Annotated in this window: 19 protein-coding genes; 9 read left to right on the forward strand and 10 right to left on the reverse strand. The window is 43.2% G+C overall.

The features are described 5' to 3' along the window. Positions 1–31: 31 nt before the first annotated feature. Positions 32–928, reverse strand: a complete 897-nt coding sequence (locus ACED60_RS05640; RefSeq protein WP_017100810.1) for a LysR family transcriptional regulator — start codon at positions 926–928, stop codon at positions 32–34. Between the two features lie 108 nt (positions 929–1036). Here ACED60_RS05640 and ACED60_RS05645 point away from each other — a divergent pair, with 108 nt between their 5' ends. From ACED60_RS05645 to ACED60_RS05655, 3 genes are all read left to right on the forward strand, one after another. Further along, complete coding sequence (locus ACED60_RS05645; RefSeq protein WP_012600277.1) at positions 1037–2242, forward strand: multidrug effflux MFS transporter; 1206 nt, start codon at positions 1037–1039, stop codon at positions 2240–2242. Between the two features lie 122 nt (positions 2243–2364). After that, entirely contained in the window at positions 2365–2715 is a 351-nt protein-coding gene (locus ACED60_RS05650; RefSeq protein WP_004731829.1) for a hypothetical protein, read from the forward strand. 242 nt (positions 2716–2957) lie between these two features. Then, positions 2958–3092 carry a hypothetical protein gene (locus tag ACED60_RS05655; protein ID WP_012600279.1) on the forward strand — a complete coding sequence of 45 codons (135 nt, stop codon included), beginning with the start codon at positions 2958–2960 and terminating at the stop codon, positions 3090–3092. Between the two features lie 179 nt (positions 3093–3271). Here ACED60_RS05655 and ACED60_RS05660 read toward each other — a convergent pair whose 3' ends face one another. The 3 genes from ACED60_RS05660 to ACED60_RS05670 all read right to left on the reverse strand — a co-directional run bounded on the left by ACED60_RS05660 (position 3272) and on the right by ACED60_RS05670 (position 5992). Next, positions 3272–3889, reverse strand: a complete 618-nt coding sequence (locus tag ACED60_RS05660) for a glutaredoxin domain-containing protein (protein ID WP_371694606.1) — start codon at positions 3887–3889, stop codon at positions 3272–3274. A gap of 68 nt (positions 3890–3957) precedes the next feature. Beyond that, on the reverse strand, positions 3958–4848 hold the full coding sequence (locus ACED60_RS05665; protein WP_017097059.1) for a DMT family transporter: 891 nt from the start codon (positions 4846–4848) through the stop codon (positions 3958–3960). 154 nt (positions 4849–5002) lie between these two features. Beyond that, positions 5003–5992 (reverse strand): porin, encoded by a 990-nt coding sequence (locus ACED60_RS05670; RefSeq protein WP_029225491.1) that lies wholly within the window; start codon positions 5990–5992, stop codon positions 5003–5005. A 376-nt stretch (positions 5993–6368) separates the two neighbouring features. Here ACED60_RS05670 and ACED60_RS05675 point away from each other — a divergent pair, with 376 nt between their 5' ends. After that, positions 6369–7382 carry a succinylglutamate desuccinylase/aspartoacylase family protein gene (locus ACED60_RS05675; protein ID WP_102257520.1) on the forward strand — a complete coding sequence of 338 codons (1014 nt, stop codon included), beginning with the start codon at positions 6369–6371 and terminating at the stop codon, positions 7380–7382. A 167-nt stretch (positions 7383–7549) separates the two neighbouring features. Here ACED60_RS05675 and ACED60_RS05680 read toward each other — a convergent pair whose 3' ends face one another. The 4 genes from ACED60_RS05680 to ACED60_RS05695 all read right to left on the reverse strand — a co-directional run bounded on the left by ACED60_RS05680 (position 7550) and on the right by ACED60_RS05695 (position 10294). After that, entirely contained in the window at positions 7550–7999 is a 450-nt protein-coding gene (locus ACED60_RS05680; RefSeq protein WP_009845709.1) for a PTS sugar transporter subunit IIA, read from the reverse strand. Beyond that, a complete protein-coding gene (locus ACED60_RS05685) occupies positions 7996–9252 on the reverse strand; it encodes a PTS ascorbate transporter subunit IIC (protein ID WP_009845708.1) in 1257 nt (418 codons plus the stop codon). The genes ACED60_RS05680 and ACED60_RS05685 overlap by 4 nt, the downstream gene beginning before the upstream one ends. 10 nt (positions 9253–9262) lie before the next feature. Beyond that, positions 9263–9532 carry a PTS sugar transporter subunit IIB gene (locus ACED60_RS05690; protein WP_009845707.1) on the reverse strand — a complete coding sequence of 90 codons (270 nt, stop codon included), beginning with the start codon at positions 9530–9532 and terminating at the stop codon, positions 9263–9265. 285 nt (positions 9533–9817) lie between these two features. Continuing rightward, positions 9818–10294, reverse strand: a complete 477-nt coding sequence (locus ACED60_RS05695) for a hypothetical protein (RefSeq protein ID WP_009845706.1) — start codon at positions 10292–10294, stop codon at positions 9818–9820. Positions 10295–10906: 612 nt separating this feature from the next. Between ACED60_RS05695 and ACED60_RS05700 the strand changes: the two genes are divergently transcribed. From ACED60_RS05700 to ACED60_RS05710, 3 genes are all read left to right on the forward strand, one after another. Next, a complete protein-coding gene (locus ACED60_RS05700; protein WP_371727105.1) occupies positions 10907–12115 on the forward strand; it encodes a NupC/NupG family nucleoside CNT transporter in 1209 nt (402 codons plus the stop codon). Between the two features lie 358 nt (positions 12116–12473). Continuing rightward, positions 12474–12743: a hypothetical protein gene (locus ACED60_RS05705; protein WP_065678146.1), complete on the forward strand. Its 270-nt coding sequence runs from the start codon at positions 12474–12476 to the stop codon at positions 12741–12743. 45 nt (positions 12744–12788) lie between these two features. Then, positions 12789–13400: a class I SAM-dependent methyltransferase gene (locus tag ACED60_RS05710; RefSeq protein ID WP_371727106.1), complete on the forward strand. Its 612-nt coding sequence runs from the start codon at positions 12789–12791 to the stop codon at positions 13398–13400. A 97-nt stretch (positions 13401–13497) separates the two neighbouring features. On the opposite strand, the gene ACED60_RS05715 is transcribed toward ACED60_RS05710, so the two are convergent. Continuing rightward, positions 13498–14706, reverse strand: a complete 1209-nt coding sequence (locus ACED60_RS05715; RefSeq protein WP_371727108.1) for a DUF3541 domain-containing protein — start codon at positions 14704–14706, stop codon at positions 13498–13500. Positions 14707–14979: 273 nt separating this feature from the next. Here ACED60_RS05715 and ACED60_RS05720 point away from each other — a divergent pair, with 273 nt between their 5' ends. Together ACED60_RS05720 and ACED60_RS05725 are read left to right on the forward strand one after the other, a co-directional pair. Next, positions 14980–16335, forward strand: a complete 1356-nt coding sequence (locus tag ACED60_RS05720) for a diguanylate cyclase (RefSeq protein ID WP_371727109.1) — start codon at positions 14980–14982, stop codon at positions 16333–16335. 164 nt (positions 16336–16499) lie between these two features. Then, positions 16500–18071: a DEAD/DEAH box helicase gene (locus tag ACED60_RS05725; RefSeq protein WP_371727111.1), complete on the forward strand. Its 1572-nt coding sequence runs from the start codon at positions 16500–16502 to the stop codon at positions 18069–18071. 916 nt (positions 18072–18987) lie between these two features. On the opposite strand, the gene ACED60_RS05730 is transcribed toward ACED60_RS05725, so the two are convergent. Next, positions 18988–20520, reverse strand: a complete 1533-nt coding sequence (locus tag ACED60_RS05730; RefSeq protein WP_017097047.1) for a DUF3612 domain-containing protein — start codon at positions 20518–20520, stop codon at positions 18988–18990. Positions 20521–20558: the final 38 nt, after the last annotated feature.

The following is a 20558-nucleotide window of genomic DNA, read 5'->3' on the forward strand; positions in this document are numbered from 1 at the left end:
GTGTGATTTTTCAAATTTAGTGCGATATATTTCACAAAACTTGACTATTTCTTTCTTTGTCTAGCCTATCTTTTAGGTGGTCTAAAAATAGCTTGGTTCGTGTATGCGAGTAGTCAAGCTTAGGGTAGTACGCGTAAACCATCACTTCGTCGGCTGTTATATTTGGTAATACTGGAACCAGTGTCCCTTGTTTAAGATCCTCTTTGATCATTGCTTTGATGGTTAACAGTACGCCCATTCCTCGCTTCGCGGCATGAAACAAAGCCTCAGGATTGGTGGTCGCAAAGTTACCGTTCAAAGTGATGCGTTGTCCTTTAGTTAGCGTGACTTCACGAATAGGACGCTCTCCCCATATTAAGGAGTTGTGTTGTTCTAAATCTTGCTCGTTGATGGGATAACCATGTTTAGCCAAGTAACTGGGAGCGGCATAAAAGCTGGCTTTGTGTTCAAACAGTGGTGTTTTCTTGAAGCTTAACGAGTTGAGTTGTTCCAGTTCACGACTGATCACCAGGTCCAAGCCAAGCTCAGGTAATTGACCTGGCGTGGTGGTGATAAGCTGTACTTTAATGTCTGGATACTTTTCTAAGAAGTCGTCCATGTATTGCACGAGAAACTTAGAACCAACAGCAATGGTTGCGCCAATCTTTAGCAGGCCCGCAGGCGTTTGGTTAACCGATCGAGTTTCATCAATAATCGATTGCCAATTATCGAGCTGATCCTTGGCTCGCAGATAAAAGAGAGCTCCCGCTTCGGTTTGGCTGATTGAGCGCGTGGTGCGCTTTAATAGTTGAGTGCCGATACGTTCTTCTAACCAGTTCACTCTTTTGCTGATCGCTGAGCTGGTGGTATTGAGTTTACGTGCTGCGCCATTGAAGCTGCCTTCTTCCACCACTTTTACATAACTTTTTACGTTAAGAATCCAATCCATATTATTTCCTGTTGGGACTTAATTAAATTCCAATTTAGCTAATTATCAATTATTGGTTTTGAATGTAAACTCATCTGATGAACAAATAACAAACGAATAGGGAATTTTTTGAGCCAATCGACCTTTAAAAAAACACCGCTACTCTTAGCCATGATGATCATTGCTACAGGACAGGTGGGGGTGAGTATCTATTTACCATCATTGCCGCTAATTGCTTCAGACTTAAGTGTGACTCAGGTAGATGTACAGCTGCTCGTTACGCTGTTTCTTGTGGGTTTTGGCTTGTCTCAGCTATTTTATGGGCCGATGTCCGATGCCGTGGGGAGAAGACCTATCTTCTTGTTAGGTCAGGGTGTTTATTTGATTGGTACTGTTGTTTGTGTTGTTTTTTCCGACAACATGACGGCGTTAGAGGTTGGTCGCTTGTTGCAAGGTCTAGGGGCGGGTAGTGCCTCGGTTCTTGGGCGAAGTGTGCTGCGCGACAGCTATGATGGCCTTCAACTGACCAAAGCACTGTCTTATATTTCGGTCACCGCTTCGATCATGCCGATTATTGCGCCCGTGTTTGGTGGTTGGATCTCATTCCACCTCGGTTGGCAGGCGGTGTTCCTGTTTGTTCTTGTGTATTTACTGGCGATATTCACTCTCGGCTACTTTGTTCTTCATGAAACTTTACCATACGGAAAGAGCCGCTTTGAAGTCAGTCAAGTGGTCAAGAACTACGGCCGTTTGTTGACGAATCGCCAAGTGTTGACCAGTGCCAGTTATAATTGGATGAGTTACATGGCGAGTTTGGTGTCGCTATCACTGTTTCCATTCTTAATGCAAGAGCAATTGGGGCTGACAGCCGCTGAATACGGATCGTTGATGATAGTCCCTTCGGCTGGCTTACTGATTGGTAGCGTGGCTTTGAACTTGCTCAATCGTAGGTTTAGTACACCACAATTGATGAGTCTTGCGATTTTGATCATTTTAGCTTCAGGGACTTGGTTACTTACTCATGAGTTATCCATCTTTAACTTAGTGTGGGCATTTACGTGGTTAGCTATCGCTCAAGGTATCTCCTTCCCTCTATCGATCAGTATGCTATTAGAACCTCATAAGAAGAAAGCGGGCGCGGTGTCGGCACTGTCAGGTTCAATTCAGATGTGTTTGGCGGGCTTACTTGGTGGATATCTAGTCGAGAGTTGGGTGACGACTCACCTACAGCTCGGCGTGTTTTATCTGATTATTGGCGCTTGTATGGCTACAGTACTTTGGTCTTCAACGAGAATGAATAAGAAAGCCACAGCTACCGAAGTTGAGTACAGTTAAGCAGCTGAAGTACAGACCAGTTAAACAGCTAGCTCGCTATAGTTCAGCATACAGTCGTTAATACGTTGTATTTGTATGGATGGTTTTCTACAATACCAGCGTCCATTTAATAGGTAATAAACATGCAGCAAAATGAATTTGAAGTACTGGTAAAAGCTATCTGCGCACTAGATGGCTTGCCTCAAGCACTTGAGTTATTGAAATCCAATGAGGATACAGAAGTCGCTGAGGCTGCTGGATCACTAACAGGTCAATTTGCGCTAGCTGAAGTTGAAGGCGAAAAGCGTATTTACCACGTGACGCTTCAAGAAAATGAACAAGGCGAAGAGCAAGAGTACATCGAACATGTGATGAATGAAGGCGATGACTTAATCAAATTTGCAGCTTGGTTCTTTGAAACTATGTTCGAATTAAAGCAAAAAGACACATACCAAATTGCAGGTAAAACTTACAGACAGCCAAAGCGTAGCTAGTTTTCTTAACTGTTTGTTTTCTAAGTTATTTCTTCATGTTGGTTGATTTCTAAGCAATTAGGTTTCTAAAAAACTATTTTTAAAGCAGCTCTCTTGAGCTGCTTTTTTATGGATGTTTAAATGAAAATTTGAATTGTAACTTACTGGTGACATTACACTAAAAGTGTGATTTAGATCTTGTTTTTGGGCGCTTTAAGTGTAGAATCCGCGCATAAGAAAATCGATTATGTGCGGAGATAAGCATGAATTACGAACTAGGCCACGCATACCTTGGTCAAATGGTAGCAAAAAACATGATGCACGAAGCATTGTATGGCAAGCCAAAGCCCAAAAAAGCATCATTCATTAAGCGAATGATGAAGAAAATGGCGAAATAAGCATTTTCAAAAACGGATTTTAAAAAGGCCTTAAACTTACTGGTGTCCAACTATTGGGGCTAGTTCAGTTTAAGGCCTTTTGCGTTTTAGCGATTAATGAAGGTCATCGCTCGTTTTGTTGTGGATGGACACAAAAAACACTGATTAATTCACGATCGGATTTGTAACTCTGTGTGAGTTTAGCCTGCCGATTGGTTGGACAGGTCGACAACGTTATTTGGAATGGTATCTAAACCATTTTCTTTCATCCATGCTTCTAAGTTGTCTGCTCCACCGATGTATTTACCATCGAGCCAGATCTGAGGAACGGTTACTGGTGTTTTCTCACCAATGTGCGCTTTGACCTCTGGAATCATACGATACAAAGCTGCGCTGTCTTTTACGACATCGTGGTATTGGTATTCAACACCCGCTTCATCAAGCATTTTCTTGGCCTTAACGCAGAATGGGCAGGTCGCTTTACCATAAACGATGTTGCCTTTTAGGCTGTCGCGTTTGGTCCACTCTTTAATCACAGATTGAACTAACACACCGCGGTTAAGCGCTTCGCCTTGGCTTACAACCTTGCCTTCAACAACAAGGATTGGAGCATGCCAAGAACCCAGTTTTAGCGGCTCCCACCAGTGAGACAACCAATCTTTCACTTCCAGTTCGACATCGACACCTGATAATTCATTCTCAAAAGTATCCTTAAGAATGTCTTTGGTAAGGGTACATTCCCCACATGGGATATTAACTTTAAATGGACCCCAGCTGCCTGCCCAACGGTATAGTGTAATCTTGACTGGTTTCTTCATGCTTACGGCCTCGTTTGAATTCTCTTATCCATATAGAACGGACAGTCGAACTATTTATTTCATCGATCCTAAACTTTCTTTATTTTCGCCGGTTTTTTCGTTTCCCAATGGGTAATAAATGCAACTGACGCAATAATAATAGCAGCCCCTAGCCATAAACGACCCGGTGGAACCCAACTAAATACAATCCAACCCGCTAGAACATTTAACGGTAATTTCGCGTGGTCAAAAGGTTGCACAAACGAAGCATCAGCAACTGAGTAGGCTTTTACAATTGCCCATTGAGCGAGTGCCGTCATAACACCGATAACAATCAAGATAGCCCAAATTGTACCGCCGCTTGGAGTCTGCCAATCTGGCGCGGCAAGCAGGATGTTAAATGGTGTGATCAATAGCAGCAAGTACACCACCATGGTTGAAGGACTGTCTTGCGAAGAGAGTTTTTTCACCATGAGTGAGTAGCATGCCCAGAAGAAAGCCGCGCCAACCGGTAACAGTGTTGCCCAGTTAAAGTCTTCTGCCCACGGCTCTAGAATCACCATCGCACCAGCGAAGCCGGCTAAGGTCGCGCCCCAGCGAGCAGCCCCAACTTTCTCTTTGAGGAAAAGTCCTGAGCCTATGGTTGCAAACAATGGCGACGTCATGAGAAGGGCAATGCCTTGCCAAATAGGTACTGGGTAAGCCAATGCCCATATCCAAAGTTGAATACCAATAACAGACAAGAAGACACGGAATACGTGCAACTTTAGGTTGTCGGTTTTTAGCGCGCGGCGAATGCCCAGCGTTTTCAGATAAGGAAGAATAGCGAACAACGCGATGGCGTATTGAATGACGGCAACGGTGGTAGAAGTAAGTCCGAAATGAATGCTAGCGACTTGAGTTAGGCTATTAATAACGGCAAAGGCTAGGCCTGCGGTTAGCATCCAGCTAGCGCCTTGGATCGGATGGTGTTGTGACATGATGCTTCTAATTATTTGATGTGGTTCACCTATGATACGGATTTAGCACCACTTAACCAGAAAAAGCATTGATGAAGTTGGTCAGAATATTTGAATATGAAAAAGGTTGAGCAACCGCCCAACCTTTCTAGTCTCTATCTAAAGTCGATTTAGATTAGAAATCGTAGCGGACACCTAGGCGAAGTGTGTCTTCACCAGCTGTCACGATACCTTTTGCATTTTTAACTTCGTCTAAACCGTTAACGTAGTAAGAAAGGTATGTGCGGAAATTGCTGTTTAGTTTGTAGTAACCAGCTAATTCAATACCGTCGACAGCGTCTACTTTTGCTCCGCTGTTGATTTCATCTTCTTGGTAAGTATATACGACTGCAGCAGATACTTGCTTGGTGAATTTGTATTGCGCTGCAAATTCCATAGCAGTGAATGACTTAGCATCGGTACCTGTCGCTTTATCATCTAGGTCGCCTGTTGAATAAGTTGCAGCTAAGTACAGGTTGTCTAGAGAATACGCTAGGCCGGCAAGGATTTGGTCTGCGCTACCTTTATTTTCCCCTAGGTCTTCACCTGAGTAGGCTAGGCCAAGATCTAAGCCCATTGGCAGTGAGTAAACACCAGAAATGCCGTAGCCGTCAGAGTCTTTTTTGCTGTTGGTTTGGTAAGTGGCTTCTAGTTGCAGGGCATCAAAGCCGCCACGGTATGCAAACACACCATCTTCTTTATCAGAAGCTGCACCGAATGCTTGCTGCACACCAGAAAACTCAGTGATATCTGTAAAGTCAGATACGATAACTGAAGCCATATCTTGGCGACCGACAGAAACGGCTTGGCCGTCAAAATCAACACCTGCGTACATGTAACGGTTTTCAAACTTATCAGAACCTGTGTCTTGCTCTGCTTCGTAGAAACCGAATGCCGTTGCAGTATCTGTAAGTTCTGTTTTACCACCAAGGTTTAAACGGAAACGAGTTTTATCTTTCATTGAACCTTCAACTTCAGCACCACCAGAACCAATGAAATCACCACGGAATTCTGCACGACCGCCAATTTTAAGTTCTGTACCATCAGAGCTGTAAACCGTTGCTGCTAACGATGAACCTGAAACTAGTGCCGCTACCACTGCAGAAGCTAGAACTGCCTTTTTCATAATCACTTACCTTGTATTTTAAAATCCGTGAGCAATGCGCTCTCCGTTTCGATATGAAACTAATCTAGAGCAGCTAAATTAAGCTTTCATTTCTGTAAAATTACATTTTCGTGAATAGGGAACTTTTTAAGTGTTGATTTTATTGCACTTTTATTTCAGGAACCTGAGTGGTTTGTGAATGGGTATACCACTCGTATTTCCTTATTCGGTTACTTTTTCAAGTTTCTATTTGGGTGAGGTGATAATGATATGGGTGAACCTTATGGTGAGGTTAGAGCTTCTTCATCTTATTAACTGTTTGTACTGATTAAGATATCCTCTATGATGCCAAAACTTAGAAAAGAATAAATTTTGCTCAACAAGATGGAGACGTTGGATGAAAACAGAGTACTTAGGCGATGTTTTACAAGGTAGGCAGGTTATTGGCGCCTTAAATGTTGAAGACTTACCGATTGGAGAGCATCAGTTTTGGTTTCAAGTAACCAGTGATGGGTTAGGGCAACCTAAAAACATGCCGGTTTCTGTTTTCAAAGGCAGTCAAGACGGCCCGAAGTTGCTGATCACTGCCGGGATTCATGGTGATGAGCTAAACGGTGTGTTGGCTGCTCAGCAAATTATCCGAGATTTAGTAGGCAACACATTAAAAGGCACGGTGACAGTTGTACCAACTGTGAATTTGTCTGGCTTGCTTAACCACAGCCGCGATTTTATCTCTTCGGATCCGGGCTCTTGCCCTGCCAACCTTAATCGACTCTTTCCGGGGGATGCACACGGCTTAGCCGCGGAGCGATTCGTCGCATCTCTGTGGGATCGCTTACTCAAACACAACGCGACATTTGCTGTTGATCTACATACCCAAACTCGTGGTGCGGTGTATCCACTTTATGTGTTTGCTGATTACCGAGTAGAGCAATGTTTGGAGATGGCGAGGTTAATGCAGCCCGATTGTGTTCTTAATGATCCCGGCGATCCGGGTATTCTTGAAACGGTCTGGAATCGAAGTGGAATTCCGAGCATTACAGTGGAAGTCGGGATGGGGAAATTTACTCAACCTGACATGATTCAACGAGCCGTAGATGGTGTTTTTAATATTCTTTCTTACTACGAGATGCTTGATGCTGAAGGTTTACGAGACAAAAAGCCACTGCCAAGTATAGATTGGATAGAGGGCAATAATGTGGTGTCTATCCGCGCTGATATTGGTGGATTTGTGTTGCCTCATGTCGAGCTTTTACAAAGCGTAGAGCAAGATGATCTTTTGGCGATTCAATACGACGCTTTTGGTAACGAATGTCGTCGTTATCATGCGCCGTCTGCCGGACGTGTACTTAGCTATAACGTGGATGCATTAAGGGAGCCGGGGGCGCTTGTCTGTCGACTATTGAGTTGAGATGCTTTTAGGTGAGAAGCTCTGTAGTTGGTAAGTTCTGAGTTGAAAAGCTCTTCGGCGGGCATCTCTTTGTTAATCTGGTGCATCGTCATTTGAAACGTGTAAAAAAAAGACCGAGCAGGGCTCGGTCTGATAGCTTTTCTCTGGAGTAACAGCTTTTAGCGTAACTAGTATCGCTTTAAGATCTCGATGATCTCTTGCTCTGTTTCCGCTGCGATAATGGCATCAATGTCATCATCATTTTGGAACAACTCTGATAGCGCCATAATAGTATGGATATGGCTATCTGAGTCCATCGCTGCCAGAGTGATTGAAAGGTAAACGTCACCGTTGTCTTCCGACTCTAAATCAACACCCTTTTTGAATACTGTCACCTGCAGTGATGCTTCGTTCACACCATCTTCAGGACGAGCATGAGGCATCGCAATCTTTGGTGCTAGAACATAGTACGCGCCGATGTCTTTGTGCTTTTGCTTGATAGCTTCAACATAGCTTGCTTCAATTTTCTTGCTTGCTAACAGTGTTGAACAGGTTAAATCAATCGCAGCATCAACCGTTAGGTTCTCTTCAGAGTTGATGATAACGCCTTGGTTACCGATTAAATCGAATAGGCTCATGAAACAATCCATCCTAGAATCAGACCAACAACACCGAAGTCGAAGTCAGCAAATGTTGTTGCTTCAAGCCCAAGACCACCCAGTACTGGAAGTAGTAGCATTGGTAGGAAAGAGATACACAGACCTTGCGTGAATGAACCTAGAATTGCACCACGTAGACCGCCAGTCGCGTTACCGTAAACACCTGCCGCACCACCTACGAAGAAGTGTGGAACCACACCCGCTACAATGATTGTCCAACCAAGTGCACCTTGAACTGCCATTGCTAGTAGGCCAGCCGCGAAAGAACAAAGGAAACCGATTAGTACCGCGTTTGGTGCTACTGGGAATACCATAGGGCAGTCTAGAGCAGGTTTTGCTCCTGGTACTAGTTTGTCAGAGATACCTTTAAATGCAGGAACGATTTCAGCAATTAGCATCTTCACACCTTGTAATACGATGTAAACACCACCAGCAAAGATTAGAGATTGCATGAAGGTAAATACAACCCAGTTTTGACCGCTTGATACTGTTTCTACAAACTCGCCGCCCGCAATAATAGACGCAAGCATGAAGAAGATAGCCATTGTTGTTGCTACGGCTACTGGCGTATCACGCAGGAACATTAAGCTTTTAGGAACTTGGATGTCTTCTGTTGATTTTGATGTGTCACCGAATTTGCTACCAATGAAGCCAGACACGATGTAAGACAGTGTCGAGAAGTGACCAATAGCCAGTTGATCAGTACCCATCACTTTTTCAGTGTACTTTTGGCCTAGCGCTGGCATCACAACCATTAATGTACCCACAATGATAGAGCCGATTGCGACTAGAACTGTGCCTTCAATGTTTGCTGTAGACAGAATTACCGCTACTAGCATAGACATGAACATTGTGTGGTGACCCGTTAAGAAAATATATTTTAAAGGAGTAATACGAGCCAATAAAATATTCACAACGAATGCGAAGAACATAATTAGAGCCATTTCATAACCGAATGCTTCTTGTGCTAATGCAACAATTGCTTCGTTATTTGGAATAACACCACTTACGCCGAATGCTTCAGTAAATACAACTGAGAAGTTATTTAGTGCGCCAACAAGAGCGCCAGCACCAAAACCTAAAATTAGGAAACCCATTACGGTTTTAATTGTGCCTTTTAGAATGGTGGAAATATCAGCTTTCTGTGCAACAAGGCCAATGAAAGCAATTAAGCCTACCATGATTGCTGGCTCTTTTAATAAGCCGAGCATGAATTCGAAAAAGTTCTGCATAATTTTGACCTTACATGAAAGTTTTTAGTTGTTCTTCGATTGATGCTTTGTCAAAAATATTTTTAAGGCTGATTATGTTCTCTTTTCCGCCTTCTTTCAGTTGGTTTGCAACGTCTGTTGCTGCTACCCAAATATCCGCGTTGCTTGATGCAGCTGATGACAGATCTTCGTGATCAACTTCCGCTTCGAAACCGATTTTTTTAGCCACTTCTTTCACTGCCATTTCCATCATTAGTGAAGTACCAAGGCCGTTACCGCAAACTACAAGAATCTTTTTCATAATATTTGTCTCAATTGGATTTTAGGGGTTGAGAAACTGCGTTCTCTTATTGTGTGGGAGCATAGTAATGGAAATATTGAGATTTCAATAAGATCTCCATCACAAAGCTAAAATGAGATTGTGACGGAGGTCTCGCTTGTGTGTGGTAAAGATCCAGAGTGAGACTTTGATCAAATTTAACTTTTCACACGAATATGCAACGTATCTATTGAGAAAGGTTGGGGGGGAATGTATTTATCTATTGGAATGTAAATATATAGAGGGTCTGTTGAAGAAAATAGAGAATTAATCGTATCGACCGTAGTCGGTAAGCATTTTCTTAAGCATGCTATTAACGTCTTTGGTCTTTTTATTTCTTTTAGTTAGTTGGCTAAGAGAAGTCGGTTTTGGCGAGGTAACATTTTCACCATCTATTTCTTCGGTTTTATCTTTCATTTTCTGTACGGCAGGCAATAACATTCTAATTTCTTCATTATTGATATTGGTCAGAACCACAATATTTTCAGATTCAACTTGGGTAATCGTTAATATTCCATGCTTAACGGATTCAACCTTTTCACCAATCATAATTGATTCAGGTGCGACAGAGCGATCGGTTAACTGACCTGTACGTAATTTCGCCGCACTGATAGCGCGGATATTTCCGGTGTTTTCAAACGCGACAATAACGGTATAGGTATTATAATACTCAACTACTGTCACATAGCCGTGTCTATTTGTTTTGAATCTAGCTCCATTGTTCATGTCGTGCGGAGCTTCCATTTTCTTCACGTGTTTCCTCTCTTAGTCTCAATGGCTGTTATATCTGATCAGCTCTTCTCGTTTTATAGATAATGAATGGGGGGAGATAATGCAAAGTATATACGCATCTAAACTTAAGATGAATCTTGAAGTCATAGTAAATGAGGGAGAACACAGAAAAGTGGTAATAATCACACAGAATTAACCGAGAGGTTACGCTCATACGCTTAAGGACTTAACATTCCAAATTCAACCTTATACAGATTGTTTACAGTTTTTGAAGAACGAAAATGACGATAAACACTGCGTTTTGTTTAATCCTTGACCGCGCGATCGTTTGCGTTGAAAAATGTGATGAAAGTCTCACTTAACTGTTTATACTTCTTTTCCGGTTTTAAGCCGGTGCTTAGCCAATACAAGCCGTCACATGGATATGTGAATGACCCCACGGACCGGACCAGCTACGTTCCACTGCTTGTATAAGGTGATTTTTACATGAACAACTCGTTGTTACATTCGCTAACCCTGTTAGCTCCTTCATCGCGTAGCGTTTTGCTTGCGGTTCTTTGTCCTATTCCTTTGATGTCATTCGTTTGGCTCATGTTCACTCTTTAAGGATTACTAGGACACATTATGAATATTCTATTTGGTTTTGTCGGTGTTCTTGCACTGATTGCTTGTGCGTACCTGCTATCTGAAAGTCGTTCTTCGATTAACTGGAAAACAGTCTCTCGTGCACTATTACTTCAAATCGGCTTCGCTGCTTTGGTGTTGTATTTCCCTTGGGGCCAATTGGCGCTAACAAGCCTAAGTAATGGCGTTTCTAGCCTGCTTGGTTTTGCAGACGCTGGTATCGCATTCCTTTTCGGCGACCTTGCAACTGAAGGTTTCATTTTCGCGATACGCGTACTTCCAATCATTATCTTCTTCAGTGCTCTGATTTCTGCACTTTACTACCTCGGTATCATGCAAAAAGTGATTCAAATCTTGGGCGGAGCGGTGCAAAAACTGCTGGGCACCAGCAAAGCTGAATCCTTGGTAGCGACAGGTAATATCTTCCTTTCTCAGGGTGAGTCTCCTCTTCTTATTCGTCCGTTTTTAAAGTCTATGACTCGTTCGGAACTGTTTGCTTTAATGGCAGGTGGTATGGCGTCGGTAGCGGGCAGTGTACTTGGTGGTTATGCTGGTTTAGGTGTTGAACTTAAATACCTTATCGCAGCAAGCTTCATGGCAGCTCCGGGTAGTCTGTTAATGGCGAAGATCATCGTTCCTGAGCGCAGTACACCAAGTGACTACGACCATATCGAACTCGATAAAGCTGACCAAAGCAACGTGATCGATGCACTGGCAAGCGGCGCGATGAACGGTATGAAAGTCGCGGTGGCTGTCGGTACTATGTTGATTGCATTCGTGAGTGTAATTGCGATGGTGAACACTGGCCTAGAAAGCTTAGGTGAGACGTTCGGTTTTGCCGGTATTACGCTGCAAGCTATCTTTGGTTACCTGTTCTCACCACTAGCATGGCTGATCGGTATCCCAAGTGATGAAGTATTGATGGCGGGTTCTTACATTGGTCAGAAGATCGTAATGAACGAGTTTGTTGCTTTCATCGACTTCGTTGAGAACAAAGCGCTGTTATCTGAACATAGCCAAGTCATCGTCACTTTTGCTCTATGTGGTTTTGCTAACATTGGTTCTATTGCTATTCAGCTGGGTTCAATCGGTGTTATGGCACCAGAGCGTCGTGCTGAAGTGGCAAACTTAGGCTTGAAAGCAGTCGCTGCTGGTACGCTAGCAAACCTAATGAGTGCGTGTTTAGCGGGTATCTTCATCCTGCTTTAAGCGAGATTGAGTTCAAGCGCCTAAATTTAGTTCAAGCGCCTAAATTCAGTTGAAGCGGGCACCTTTCTTGCGGATTTAACGTGAGAAGGGTGTCCGCTTTTTTGTGCCTGCTCGTTAAGTTGATTCAGATTTTGAACCACCACTTTTATTGCTATGCGGTGTATAAGGCTCACTCGGAAGAGTAATAGAGCAAGCCTGTTTTATCCGATATACTTGAATATCATTAGGTTGCGATTAATAGCATTCGGCTTCAATTAAGAAAATCCGGTTTCTATTAAGAACACTCGGTTCCGAATAAGAATATTCCGTTCCGACTAAGAATACGGCAACCAAGCTCAAATTTATCAAGGGTCTCTCTATGAACATGCGCGTTCTCATCGGTCTTATTGCTACCTTCATTGGCTTGTTTGCGATGGTTTATCTTATTGCTGGTGGTACTCAGTTTCCTATCTATCAGTGGCCGCAAGAAGCGTATCTCGGTTTAGTGTTTAGCGTAGTATGGGGCACTGGCGTTGCTGCATCGGTGGCTTATGTCTTCTCAGCTTTGGTGTTTGTGACTGTCGCCGTGGTTTGCTATGCGATCGGTTATAAAATCGGTGGGCTCTTTTCTTCAAATTCCGACGTCTAAGTTTAATGAGGCGTACTTATGTTCATTGAAGTGAGATTTGTTTGAATGCACTGGCTCGATCGTTGGAAAGTGTATCGCTATCATCGCAAACAGGCTAACCGAGCGAATGGCGATAAGGCTAAAGCTTTAGGGTGGACCAGCGAAGAGAGCCAATTATGTCGCTTTGAAGTGATTGCTCGTTCGGCTGACTTTGAAAAGAAGAGTATTTTAGATTTGGGTTGTGGCTATGGCGAGCTGTTTGAGTTGCTCGCCAGCATCTATCGCATTCAATCTTACACCGGCGTTGACCAACACGCAGGCTTTTTAAAGAAGGCGAAACAGAGCTATACAGAAGATCGTTGTCGGTTTTTGTCGGGTGATATGAGCCAAATGAGCCTTGAGGTACACGATGTAGTTATAGCCAGTGGCTCATTGAATTACATCTCTCGCGACTCGGATTATCTGACTAACATGATTACTCGTATGTTTGGACTAGCGAATCAGACGGTGATTTTTAATCTGCTCAATTCAAGCCAATATCCTTCACGCAATACCTTGATGAGTTATCACCCTCAAGGCGTATATCGATTTTGTAAAACACTCTGTGACGATGTCTCCTTGATAGAAGGATACGCAGAAGGGGATTTCACGATAGTGATGAACAAAGCCGTATCCTGAGCCTGAATCAAGTGTTGGTGTGGTAAGAGTTAAAAATGCCGCAGACCTTGAGAGGTTTGCGGCTTTTTGGGTTCTAAAATCAACTTAAGTATTACTGCTAGTGCTTCAGCGGTTGATTTTCAACTAGTCCGTAAGGGATGTTAGTAAACACTTTAGGGTTACCTTCATAAGTTGGTGCTTCGTTCACTTGCTGCCAATCGAGTAGCATGATAGCGAGTACGTTGCGGTGCTCTCCATATTTGAGATCAAAATCACCGGTGACCGAAGGGATCATGCCTTTTGTCTTATCGATAGATGCCTGGATTGCGAGCCTAGTTTTCTCTACAACCGAGTCACTCTCTAGACCGGCTAATAAGAAAGTCAACCCAACCTCAGCAATCACATCCTCTTTAGCTCGTAACAGGATCGTATCGATGTTTTCTCTGAAGTAATCGTAGATCCATTGGTGTTCTTGCTCGCTTACTTGGTGCTGGTAATACTCAGAATCTCCAAAAATCACATGTGTCATACCATAGATTTTATTGCCGTATTGCTGGCTTGAAAGCTTCTTGTCTTTATCGTCTGGGTAGGCTTTTTTGAAGGTATCGACAAATTCATCAACGACATCTTGTTCACCCAATTGGCGTAGCCAGTAAACTTGATTAGCGAGTTGGGCTGCCCACGCTTTCACCATATCTTCATTGGTCACGTATCGTGAAAAGTCATAACGACGAATGATTTCACGCAGTTTGGCATCGTTCTTGTGTTCTAAACCGTACTCATTGGCGCGCGCCATAGAGCCGAGAAGGTCAACACCAAGATATAGATATTCTGGCATGTGCTTGGTGATGTTGTAGCGTCGAACACTACGTTCATCGCTGTCGCCAACATAGGAAGCAACACGCTTTTCTGAGTACAGTACGATTTGTTCCATGGTGTGAACATCATTCGACAGGCGGCTGAGCTTACTTGCTACACGTGCCATGTCACTCCATACCGCGGCAGAATATTTGTCGTCTAATGTTTGTCGATACATACGCAAACCATAGTGACCTTCTTTGAATGCAGGCAGAGTGTAAAGTTGGCTTTCGTAGGTTGTGCGAATCAGATCGGCGGATTGTTTAAAAGATTGCTCTTGAGAGTCGAGAACACCAGCTTGTGATTGAACATTTGGTACGATTGTTGCTTGTATGTTAACAGGCTCTTGTATAGTAACAGTCTGTTGTGTGTCAAAAGCCGTTAGCGTATCTGAAGTAGCTTGTGCGTGAACCGCAACCGCAACTGAGATTGATAACAATGTGCACAGAGTTAGCGTTTTTAGCTTCATGTTCGTAAGGTACCAAGCTGATTAATTGTGAATATAAAATAACACTCATGAATCTTTCAATGTAAGGTTTTGGTCAATACATTGTAATCTTTAATAAGATTGATTCGATATTTGGTTCAGTAATCAATGTGTCTAATGGACTTTAAGTGATGAATGACTCAATAATGAAATGAGCACTAGGCTAAGTGTATGTATTTAAATAGCTTAACGGCATACTTAAAGAGTTAGTCTGATATGAGCAAATTTAAGAACAAAAAGGTTTAGGGGGTCTGAATGCCAAGTGGTTCTAGCAAGCAATGGCCTGCCAAATTATTATCTTTACTGTTTTTTTTAGTGGTAATGAGTGCTATCGAATTTTTTCACTCTAAAGAGTTATCCTACCTGAAAGATGAATCCTACTCTGAGGCAAAAAAGCAGCTATCGATCATTCGTTCTCGAATCGAAGCCGCGATCGTGTCAGATATGTATATCCTCAATAATTTTTCGACCTTAGTGACCATAAACCCTGATGGTGAGGTGAAAAATTGGGACAAGATTGCTGAAAGTATTATTAAAGATGGTTTCCATATTCGTCTTATTGGGCTAGCCAAAGACGACATTCTAAACTTTGTTTACCCTATGGAAGGCAATGAGCAGATTCTCGGTATTAATTATCGTGATTATCCAGACCAATGGGAGTCTGTTGAGATAGCCCGTAATCTTGGCAACACCTTTATTGCTGGTCCTTTTGAGCTGTTTCAAGGTGGCCAAGCTATCATTACGCGAACTCCGATCTTTCGAGACCCGCCTTTTAACGAAGACTATTGGGGTGTATCCAGTGCCGTTATTAGTTTAGATGAGCTGTTTGAAGATGTCGGAATTGGGATGCTCGAAAACAAGTATAAACTCGCGATTCGCGGTGCAAACAGTTCGGGTAAAGATGGCGCGGTCTTTTATGGCTCTCAGGACGTATTTGATAATGCTTTTGTGACTGAACAGGTGAGCTTTCCATACGGTGGTTGGTACCTTGCTCTCTCTGGTAATGAGCATGTGTTGATGGATGTGCAGTGGTATCGAATTCAAGCAGTAAGGTTGGTGGGTTACACCATAATGTTAGTGCTGGCGTTTGCCTTCTTTACTATTTATCGCCTGTACCGAATTGCAGATAGTCGCTCTATGCATGATGAACTCACCATGCTACCTAATCGTCGATACTTTATGTACAGCCTAAAGCAGGCGTTCAAAGTCACCCAAAAGCAGAGAGCAAGAACCTTTGCTGTGGTAAATATCGATCTGGATGGCTTTAAAGCGATCAATGACACTTTTGGTCATGCGGCTGGCGATCAAGTGCTTATTGAGTGTGCTAATCGCATTAAGAGTGAGTTACGTGGTTCAGATATCGTTGCGAGAATCGGTGGTGATGAGTTCTTAGTTTTGTTACCACGCATCATTGATGATCAACATGTCTCTTCGATTGTAGCTAAACTTCGAAGAGCGATATGTAGCACACCTGTTGTTTATGATACGCACTCGATTTATCTTCGAATTAGCGTTGGTTGGGTAATTCACAACAATAACTACAGTGGTGTCGATGCACTACTCAAAGCGGCTGATGAAAAAATGTACGAACAGAAACGACAAATTTTATAGGTTGGATTGGATCTGCTATTAGAATTTAGTTGCTGAATGTGGGGAAAAGCCTCAGAATACCGCGCTTTGCTCCTTATCAATCCTATTGATGAGCGAAAGCTGTAGCAACGACTTATTTCTGCGCGTTGCTCATACTAAATGTTATTCAACTGAGAAAATAATCTATGAGTTTTACCTCCCTTGGCCTTTCTGAACCGATCCTTAAAGCTATTGAAGCACAAGGTTACGATAAGCCATCACCAATCCAAGAGAAAGCCGTACCAGCTGTCCTAACGGGCAAAGATGTAATGGCCGCTGCTCAAACAGGTACAGGTAAAACTGCTGGCTTCACGCTACCTATTCTTGAAATGTTATCAAAAGGCCCTCGCGTACGTCAGAACCAAGTTCGTGCACTAGTGCTAACACCTACCCGTGAACTTGCTGCGCAAGTGAATGGCAGCGTAGTTAAATACGGTCTTAACCTACCGCTTACTTCTACGGTCGTGTTTGGTGGCGTGAAAATTAACCCTCAGATGCAAAAACTTCGTAAAGGCAGTGATGTGTTGGTGGCAACACCGGGTCGTCTACTTGACCTATACAACCAAAATGCAGTGCGTTTTGATCAGCTAGAGATTCTAGTATTAGATGAAGCTGATCGCATGTTAGACATGGGTTTCATCCGCGACATCCGTAAGATCTTGGCTTTCCTACCGAAGAAGCGTCAAAACTTACTGTTCTCTGCAACGTTCTCTGATGATATTCGTAGCTTGGCTAAAGGCTTAGTAAATAACCCAGTTGAGATCTCGGTAAGCCCTGCAAACTCAACAGCACCAACTGTTGAACAAAGTATTTATCCAGTAGATAAAAAGAAAAAAGCGCCAATGCTAGCTAAGCTGATCAAAGATAATGATTGGCGACAAGTGTTGGTGTTCAGCAAAACAAAACACGGTGCAAACAAGCTTGCTCGTTTCCTTGAAGAGCAAGACATCACTTCTGCTCCTATCCATGGTAACAAGAGCCAAGGCGCGCGTACTAAAGCCTTAGAGAACTTTAAAACCGGTAAGGTACGAGTACTCGTAGCGACCGATATCGCTGCTCGTGGTATTGATATCCCACAACTTCCTCAAGTGGTTAACTTCGACCTTCCAAACGTATCAGAAGATTACGTTCACCGTATTGGTCGTACTGGCCGTGCTGGTGAAGTTGGTAAAGCAATTTCATTGGTTTGTGCAGATGAAGTGGGTGAGCTATTCGGTATTGAACGCCTTATTCAACAAGTACTGGAGCGTCGTGAACTGGAAGGTTTTGCACCCGTAAACAAATTACCAGAATCTCGCTTGGATTCGCGTCCGATTAAGCCTAAGAAACCGAAAAAGACACGCGAACACTCGGATGGCCAACGTTCTGGTGAGAATGCTCGCGGCCATAAGCCAGCAGGCAAGAACAAGCGTCATGTAGCAGGTAATGGATCTGCTCCAAAGCGTAAGCCTAACTCAGGCAACAAAGCTTCAGACAGCAACTCTGCAGCTGCTGGTGATGATAAGTCTTTAAGAAATAATGGCAGCAACTATAAGCGCGGTAATAAGCCTTCTACGAATAGTTCTGGCAAGCCAGGTGGTGCAGGTAAACCTAAAAAGTCTGGTTTCGGTGGAAGTAATGGTTCGAGCAAACCGTCTAACAAGTCAGCAGGTAATAAGCCTACAGGTAACAAACCTTCGCCATCTAGAAGCCGTTCTAAGCCTGCATCTCAGAAATAGTAGCTCTTTGGTAGACAGAGCGTTGAGCAGATAACTTTGCAAAGATTATGTAACGAGATCGCTTCGTAAGAGGGTTCTCGTTCATTGACGATTTCCTGCTATCGAACTCGAACAAGCGCGAATATTGAATTTCAATGTTCGCGTTTTTTTATGGGTGTAATTAGGGCGTGTTGACCTTTCGCGGTTAAATTTTGTTCGAGCTAAAAGTGTTTTAATCGCGGCGAGGGGGAAGTCGCCTAGTCATTCTAAGCAAATCTCCCTCAACAAAGAGTAAAACGCTTTTAGCTGAACCCTTTGGGCAGCGTTTGCTGGTCATTTCTACTACGTTATCGGCTTCTCATGTAGGCTAGCTACACATCGAAACCTCTGCCTTGTATAAATACCCAGCAACTCGCTGCAAAAATCAGCTCGAAAGATCAACACGCCCTAAGCAAACAAGAAGAGGTTTCTTCAGAGTTGAAGCTATCGAATTTATTGAAAAGTAGGTATTTATAGGAAGAGAAATTAATCTTTAATGATCTATTAATAACAACATAGTCACTAGCGATTTGTTGGGTTTTGCAATTTGCAATTTCAGTTTGCAAAACAAACAAGCATTTATGGCGAATACGTGTTCAGATGCGTAGTAAATACGTATGTTTAAAGTTGGCACGTATAGTGCATTAGTAATAGTGACCCTTCTTAAGCCGAGGGTCACCTAGCCAACTGACGTTGTTAGTGAACCCATATTGTTCACACAAAATATATGACCAATCACCCTTTTGTGATTGGTTTTTTTTTGCCTGAATTTTGAGTTCTACTTGTTGGTATTACTTTTTATTAATTGTTATTACTACACTTATTATTAAGTGCAGTTAGATCAAGCAAAACAAGCAGAGCACGACAATTTACTAATCATGCTCATACCATTCTTGCGCTAACACTCACCACACTTTGAGTAACAGCTTGGTTGGCGCGGGCATTCTCCACCTCGGGAGCAGATAAGCCTAGCCTCTGTCTCAATCCCACGTTCAATCCAATTTATATTTAGAATCTTGGCTATTGTCGTGAGATCTTTCTTGATGTTACGCGGGATTACCACCGAGCCACCATTGTTAACGCATGATGCTTTAAGTTGCTCTGCAATGTCTCTTGAATTACCGCCTTGTGCATCAATTGCAGGGTTAAGGTCTATGCCTGCACACAATACGCGATTGTTACCTGCAGGATCCGTCATATTGATTGATTCACAGCAGTAGATTCTTGGTTCATCACCCACATTTAAAATAGATATTTGAGCCGAACTCCCTGCGCGAGGTTCTGACAATCGACGGAACACAGCCCAATGTTGACATGGGTCGGCAACAGTTCTCATATTTCCCCAAGGCAGTGGAATCCCGTTCCCGCGGTACACCGCCTTGAGTTTCCCTGGCCCATAAGCATCAAAGTAGTGCCAGTGAGGGTAGGGCGATACTACCGTCATTCGACGCATAGCAACAGAGGGGGAAACCCCCGCTCTTTTGTGAACGTCGATTTCGTAACCAGTGCGGTCAAGCAACTGTCTAAATGGAACTTTCGGGCAAAGAAGTGCGCCAGCAAAGAAGCTAGATTCAAAGTCTCGCCACGCTTGAAGAATATCTTGAGAATTAAGTTGCGAAGAGCCTGAAACCTGGTTGTCGTCCCATGTGTTGTTGTTGCCGACCGACAACACACTCTTTAAGCCTTCTTTGCTATGCAGAATACAATGGCCAATATAGACCGATAAATCGTATTTCAGACGAGTGGGGTACTCTTTCAGGATTTCATTTAAGAAGATTGTGCTAGGAGGTTCAAAGAACGAAGTGACTAGCTGTTTGGCATTAATTCCGAGTTCATCAACAACGTCTTTCGGTGTGCGTGTTACCCAACGGATGTTAATTCCTAGGCTTCTAGCGATGTCTATAAGGTCTTCTACGCTGAGGTTAAGACGTTTCAAGCCAACTTCTTCAGCTGCGCGCTCAAGGTCAGGGAAGTGGTTCTGATTGCTTTCTTGGTGTGCTCGAATTAAGAGGTGTGCAAACTGGCGGCCTGAGATCCCCGTTTGCGATAGCATCTCTGGAATTGCAATTTGCAGGATGTCGTTGGAGAAAAGAAAGCTAGGCTCGAGTGCCATGCCACTTATCCCACCACGATTCCCTTTATCAGGAGCAATGGCTTGTTGTTCAGATTCGTCGTCAAGGAACCAGGTTGGGTTCTTCTGAAAGACCTGCGCGATTACTTCTAGCATATCGATGCTTGGGACGCGCTTTCCACGTTCAATCATTGAAAGGTAAGAAACGGAAGGTGCGTATTCTGGGTTGATTCTAATACAACGCGCAGACAAATCTTCCATCGTTAAATGGTTACGTTTTCTTAGGTTACGTATTTTCGTACCTAGGAAATGAGACTGACGAACTAAACTTTTTGACAAGGCCATATTTGTAAAATTCACATTGTAAAATTTTTGTTGTGAAATTGTAGGAAAAAAGC

Source organism: Vibrio sp. 1F279, assembly GCF_041439815.1.
GTDB lineage: Bacteria > Pseudomonadota > Gammaproteobacteria > Enterobacterales > Vibrionaceae > Vibrio > Vibrio tasmaniensis_A.

Excerpts from the sequence above, each read along its gene's own strand:
- ACED60_RS05640 (WP_017100810.1), bottom strand. The coding sequence starts at position 928 with ATGGATTGGATTCTTAACGTAAAAAGTTATGTAAAAGTGGTGGAAGAA.
- ACED60_RS05650 (WP_004731829.1), top strand. The coding sequence starts at position 2,365 with ATGCAGCAAAATGAATTTGAAGTACTGGTAAAAGCTATCTGCGCACTA.
- ACED60_RS05655 (WP_012600279.1), top strand. The coding sequence starts at position 2,958 with ATGAATTACGAACTAGGCCACGCATACCTTGGTCAAATGGTAGCAAAA.
- ACED60_RS05660 (WP_371694606.1), bottom strand. The coding sequence starts at position 3,889 with ATGAAGAAACCAGTCAAGATTACACTATACCGTTGGGCAGGCAGCTGG.
- ACED60_RS05665 (WP_017097059.1), bottom strand. The coding sequence starts at position 4,848 with ATGTCACAACACCATCCGATCCAAGGCGCTAGCTGGATGCTAACCGCA.
- ACED60_RS05670 (WP_029225491.1), bottom strand. The coding sequence starts at position 5,992 with ATGAAAAAGGCAGTTCTAGCTTCTGCAGTGGTAGCGGCACTAGTTTCA.
- ACED60_RS05675 (WP_102257520.1), top strand. The coding sequence starts at position 6,369 with ATGAAAACAGAGTACTTAGGCGATGTTTTACAAGGTAGGCAGGTTATT.
- ACED60_RS05680 (WP_009845709.1), bottom strand. The coding sequence starts at position 7,999 with ATGAGCCTATTCGATTTAATCGGTAACCAAGGCGTTATCATCAACTCT.
- ACED60_RS05685 (WP_009845708.1), bottom strand. The coding sequence starts at position 9,252 with ATGCAGAACTTTTTCGAATTCATGCTCGGCTTATTAAAAGAGCCAGCA.
- ACED60_RS05690 (WP_009845707.1), bottom strand. The coding sequence starts at position 9,532 with ATGAAAAAGATTCTTGTAGTTTGCGGTAACGGCCTTGGTACTTCACTA.
- ACED60_RS05695 (WP_009845706.1), bottom strand. The coding sequence starts at position 10,294 with ATGGAAGCTCCGCACGACATGAACAATGGAGCTAGATTCAAAACAAAT.
- ACED60_RS05700 (WP_371727105.1), top strand. The coding sequence starts at position 10,907 with ATGAATATTCTATTTGGTTTTGTCGGTGTTCTTGCACTGATTGCTTGT.
- ACED60_RS05705 (WP_065678146.1), top strand. The coding sequence starts at position 12,474 with ATGAACATGCGCGTTCTCATCGGTCTTATTGCTACCTTCATTGGCTTG.
- ACED60_RS05710 (WP_371727106.1), top strand. The coding sequence starts at position 12,789 with ATGCACTGGCTCGATCGTTGGAAAGTGTATCGCTATCATCGCAAACAG.
- ACED60_RS05715 (WP_371727108.1), bottom strand. The coding sequence starts at position 14,706 with ATGAAGCTAAAAACGCTAACTCTGTGCACATTGTTATCAATCTCAGTT.
- ACED60_RS05720 (WP_371727109.1), top strand. The coding sequence starts at position 14,980 with ATGCCAAGTGGTTCTAGCAAGCAATGGCCTGCCAAATTATTATCTTTA.
- ACED60_RS05725 (WP_371727111.1), top strand. The coding sequence starts at position 16,500 with ATGAGTTTTACCTCCCTTGGCCTTTCTGAACCGATCCTTAAAGCTATT.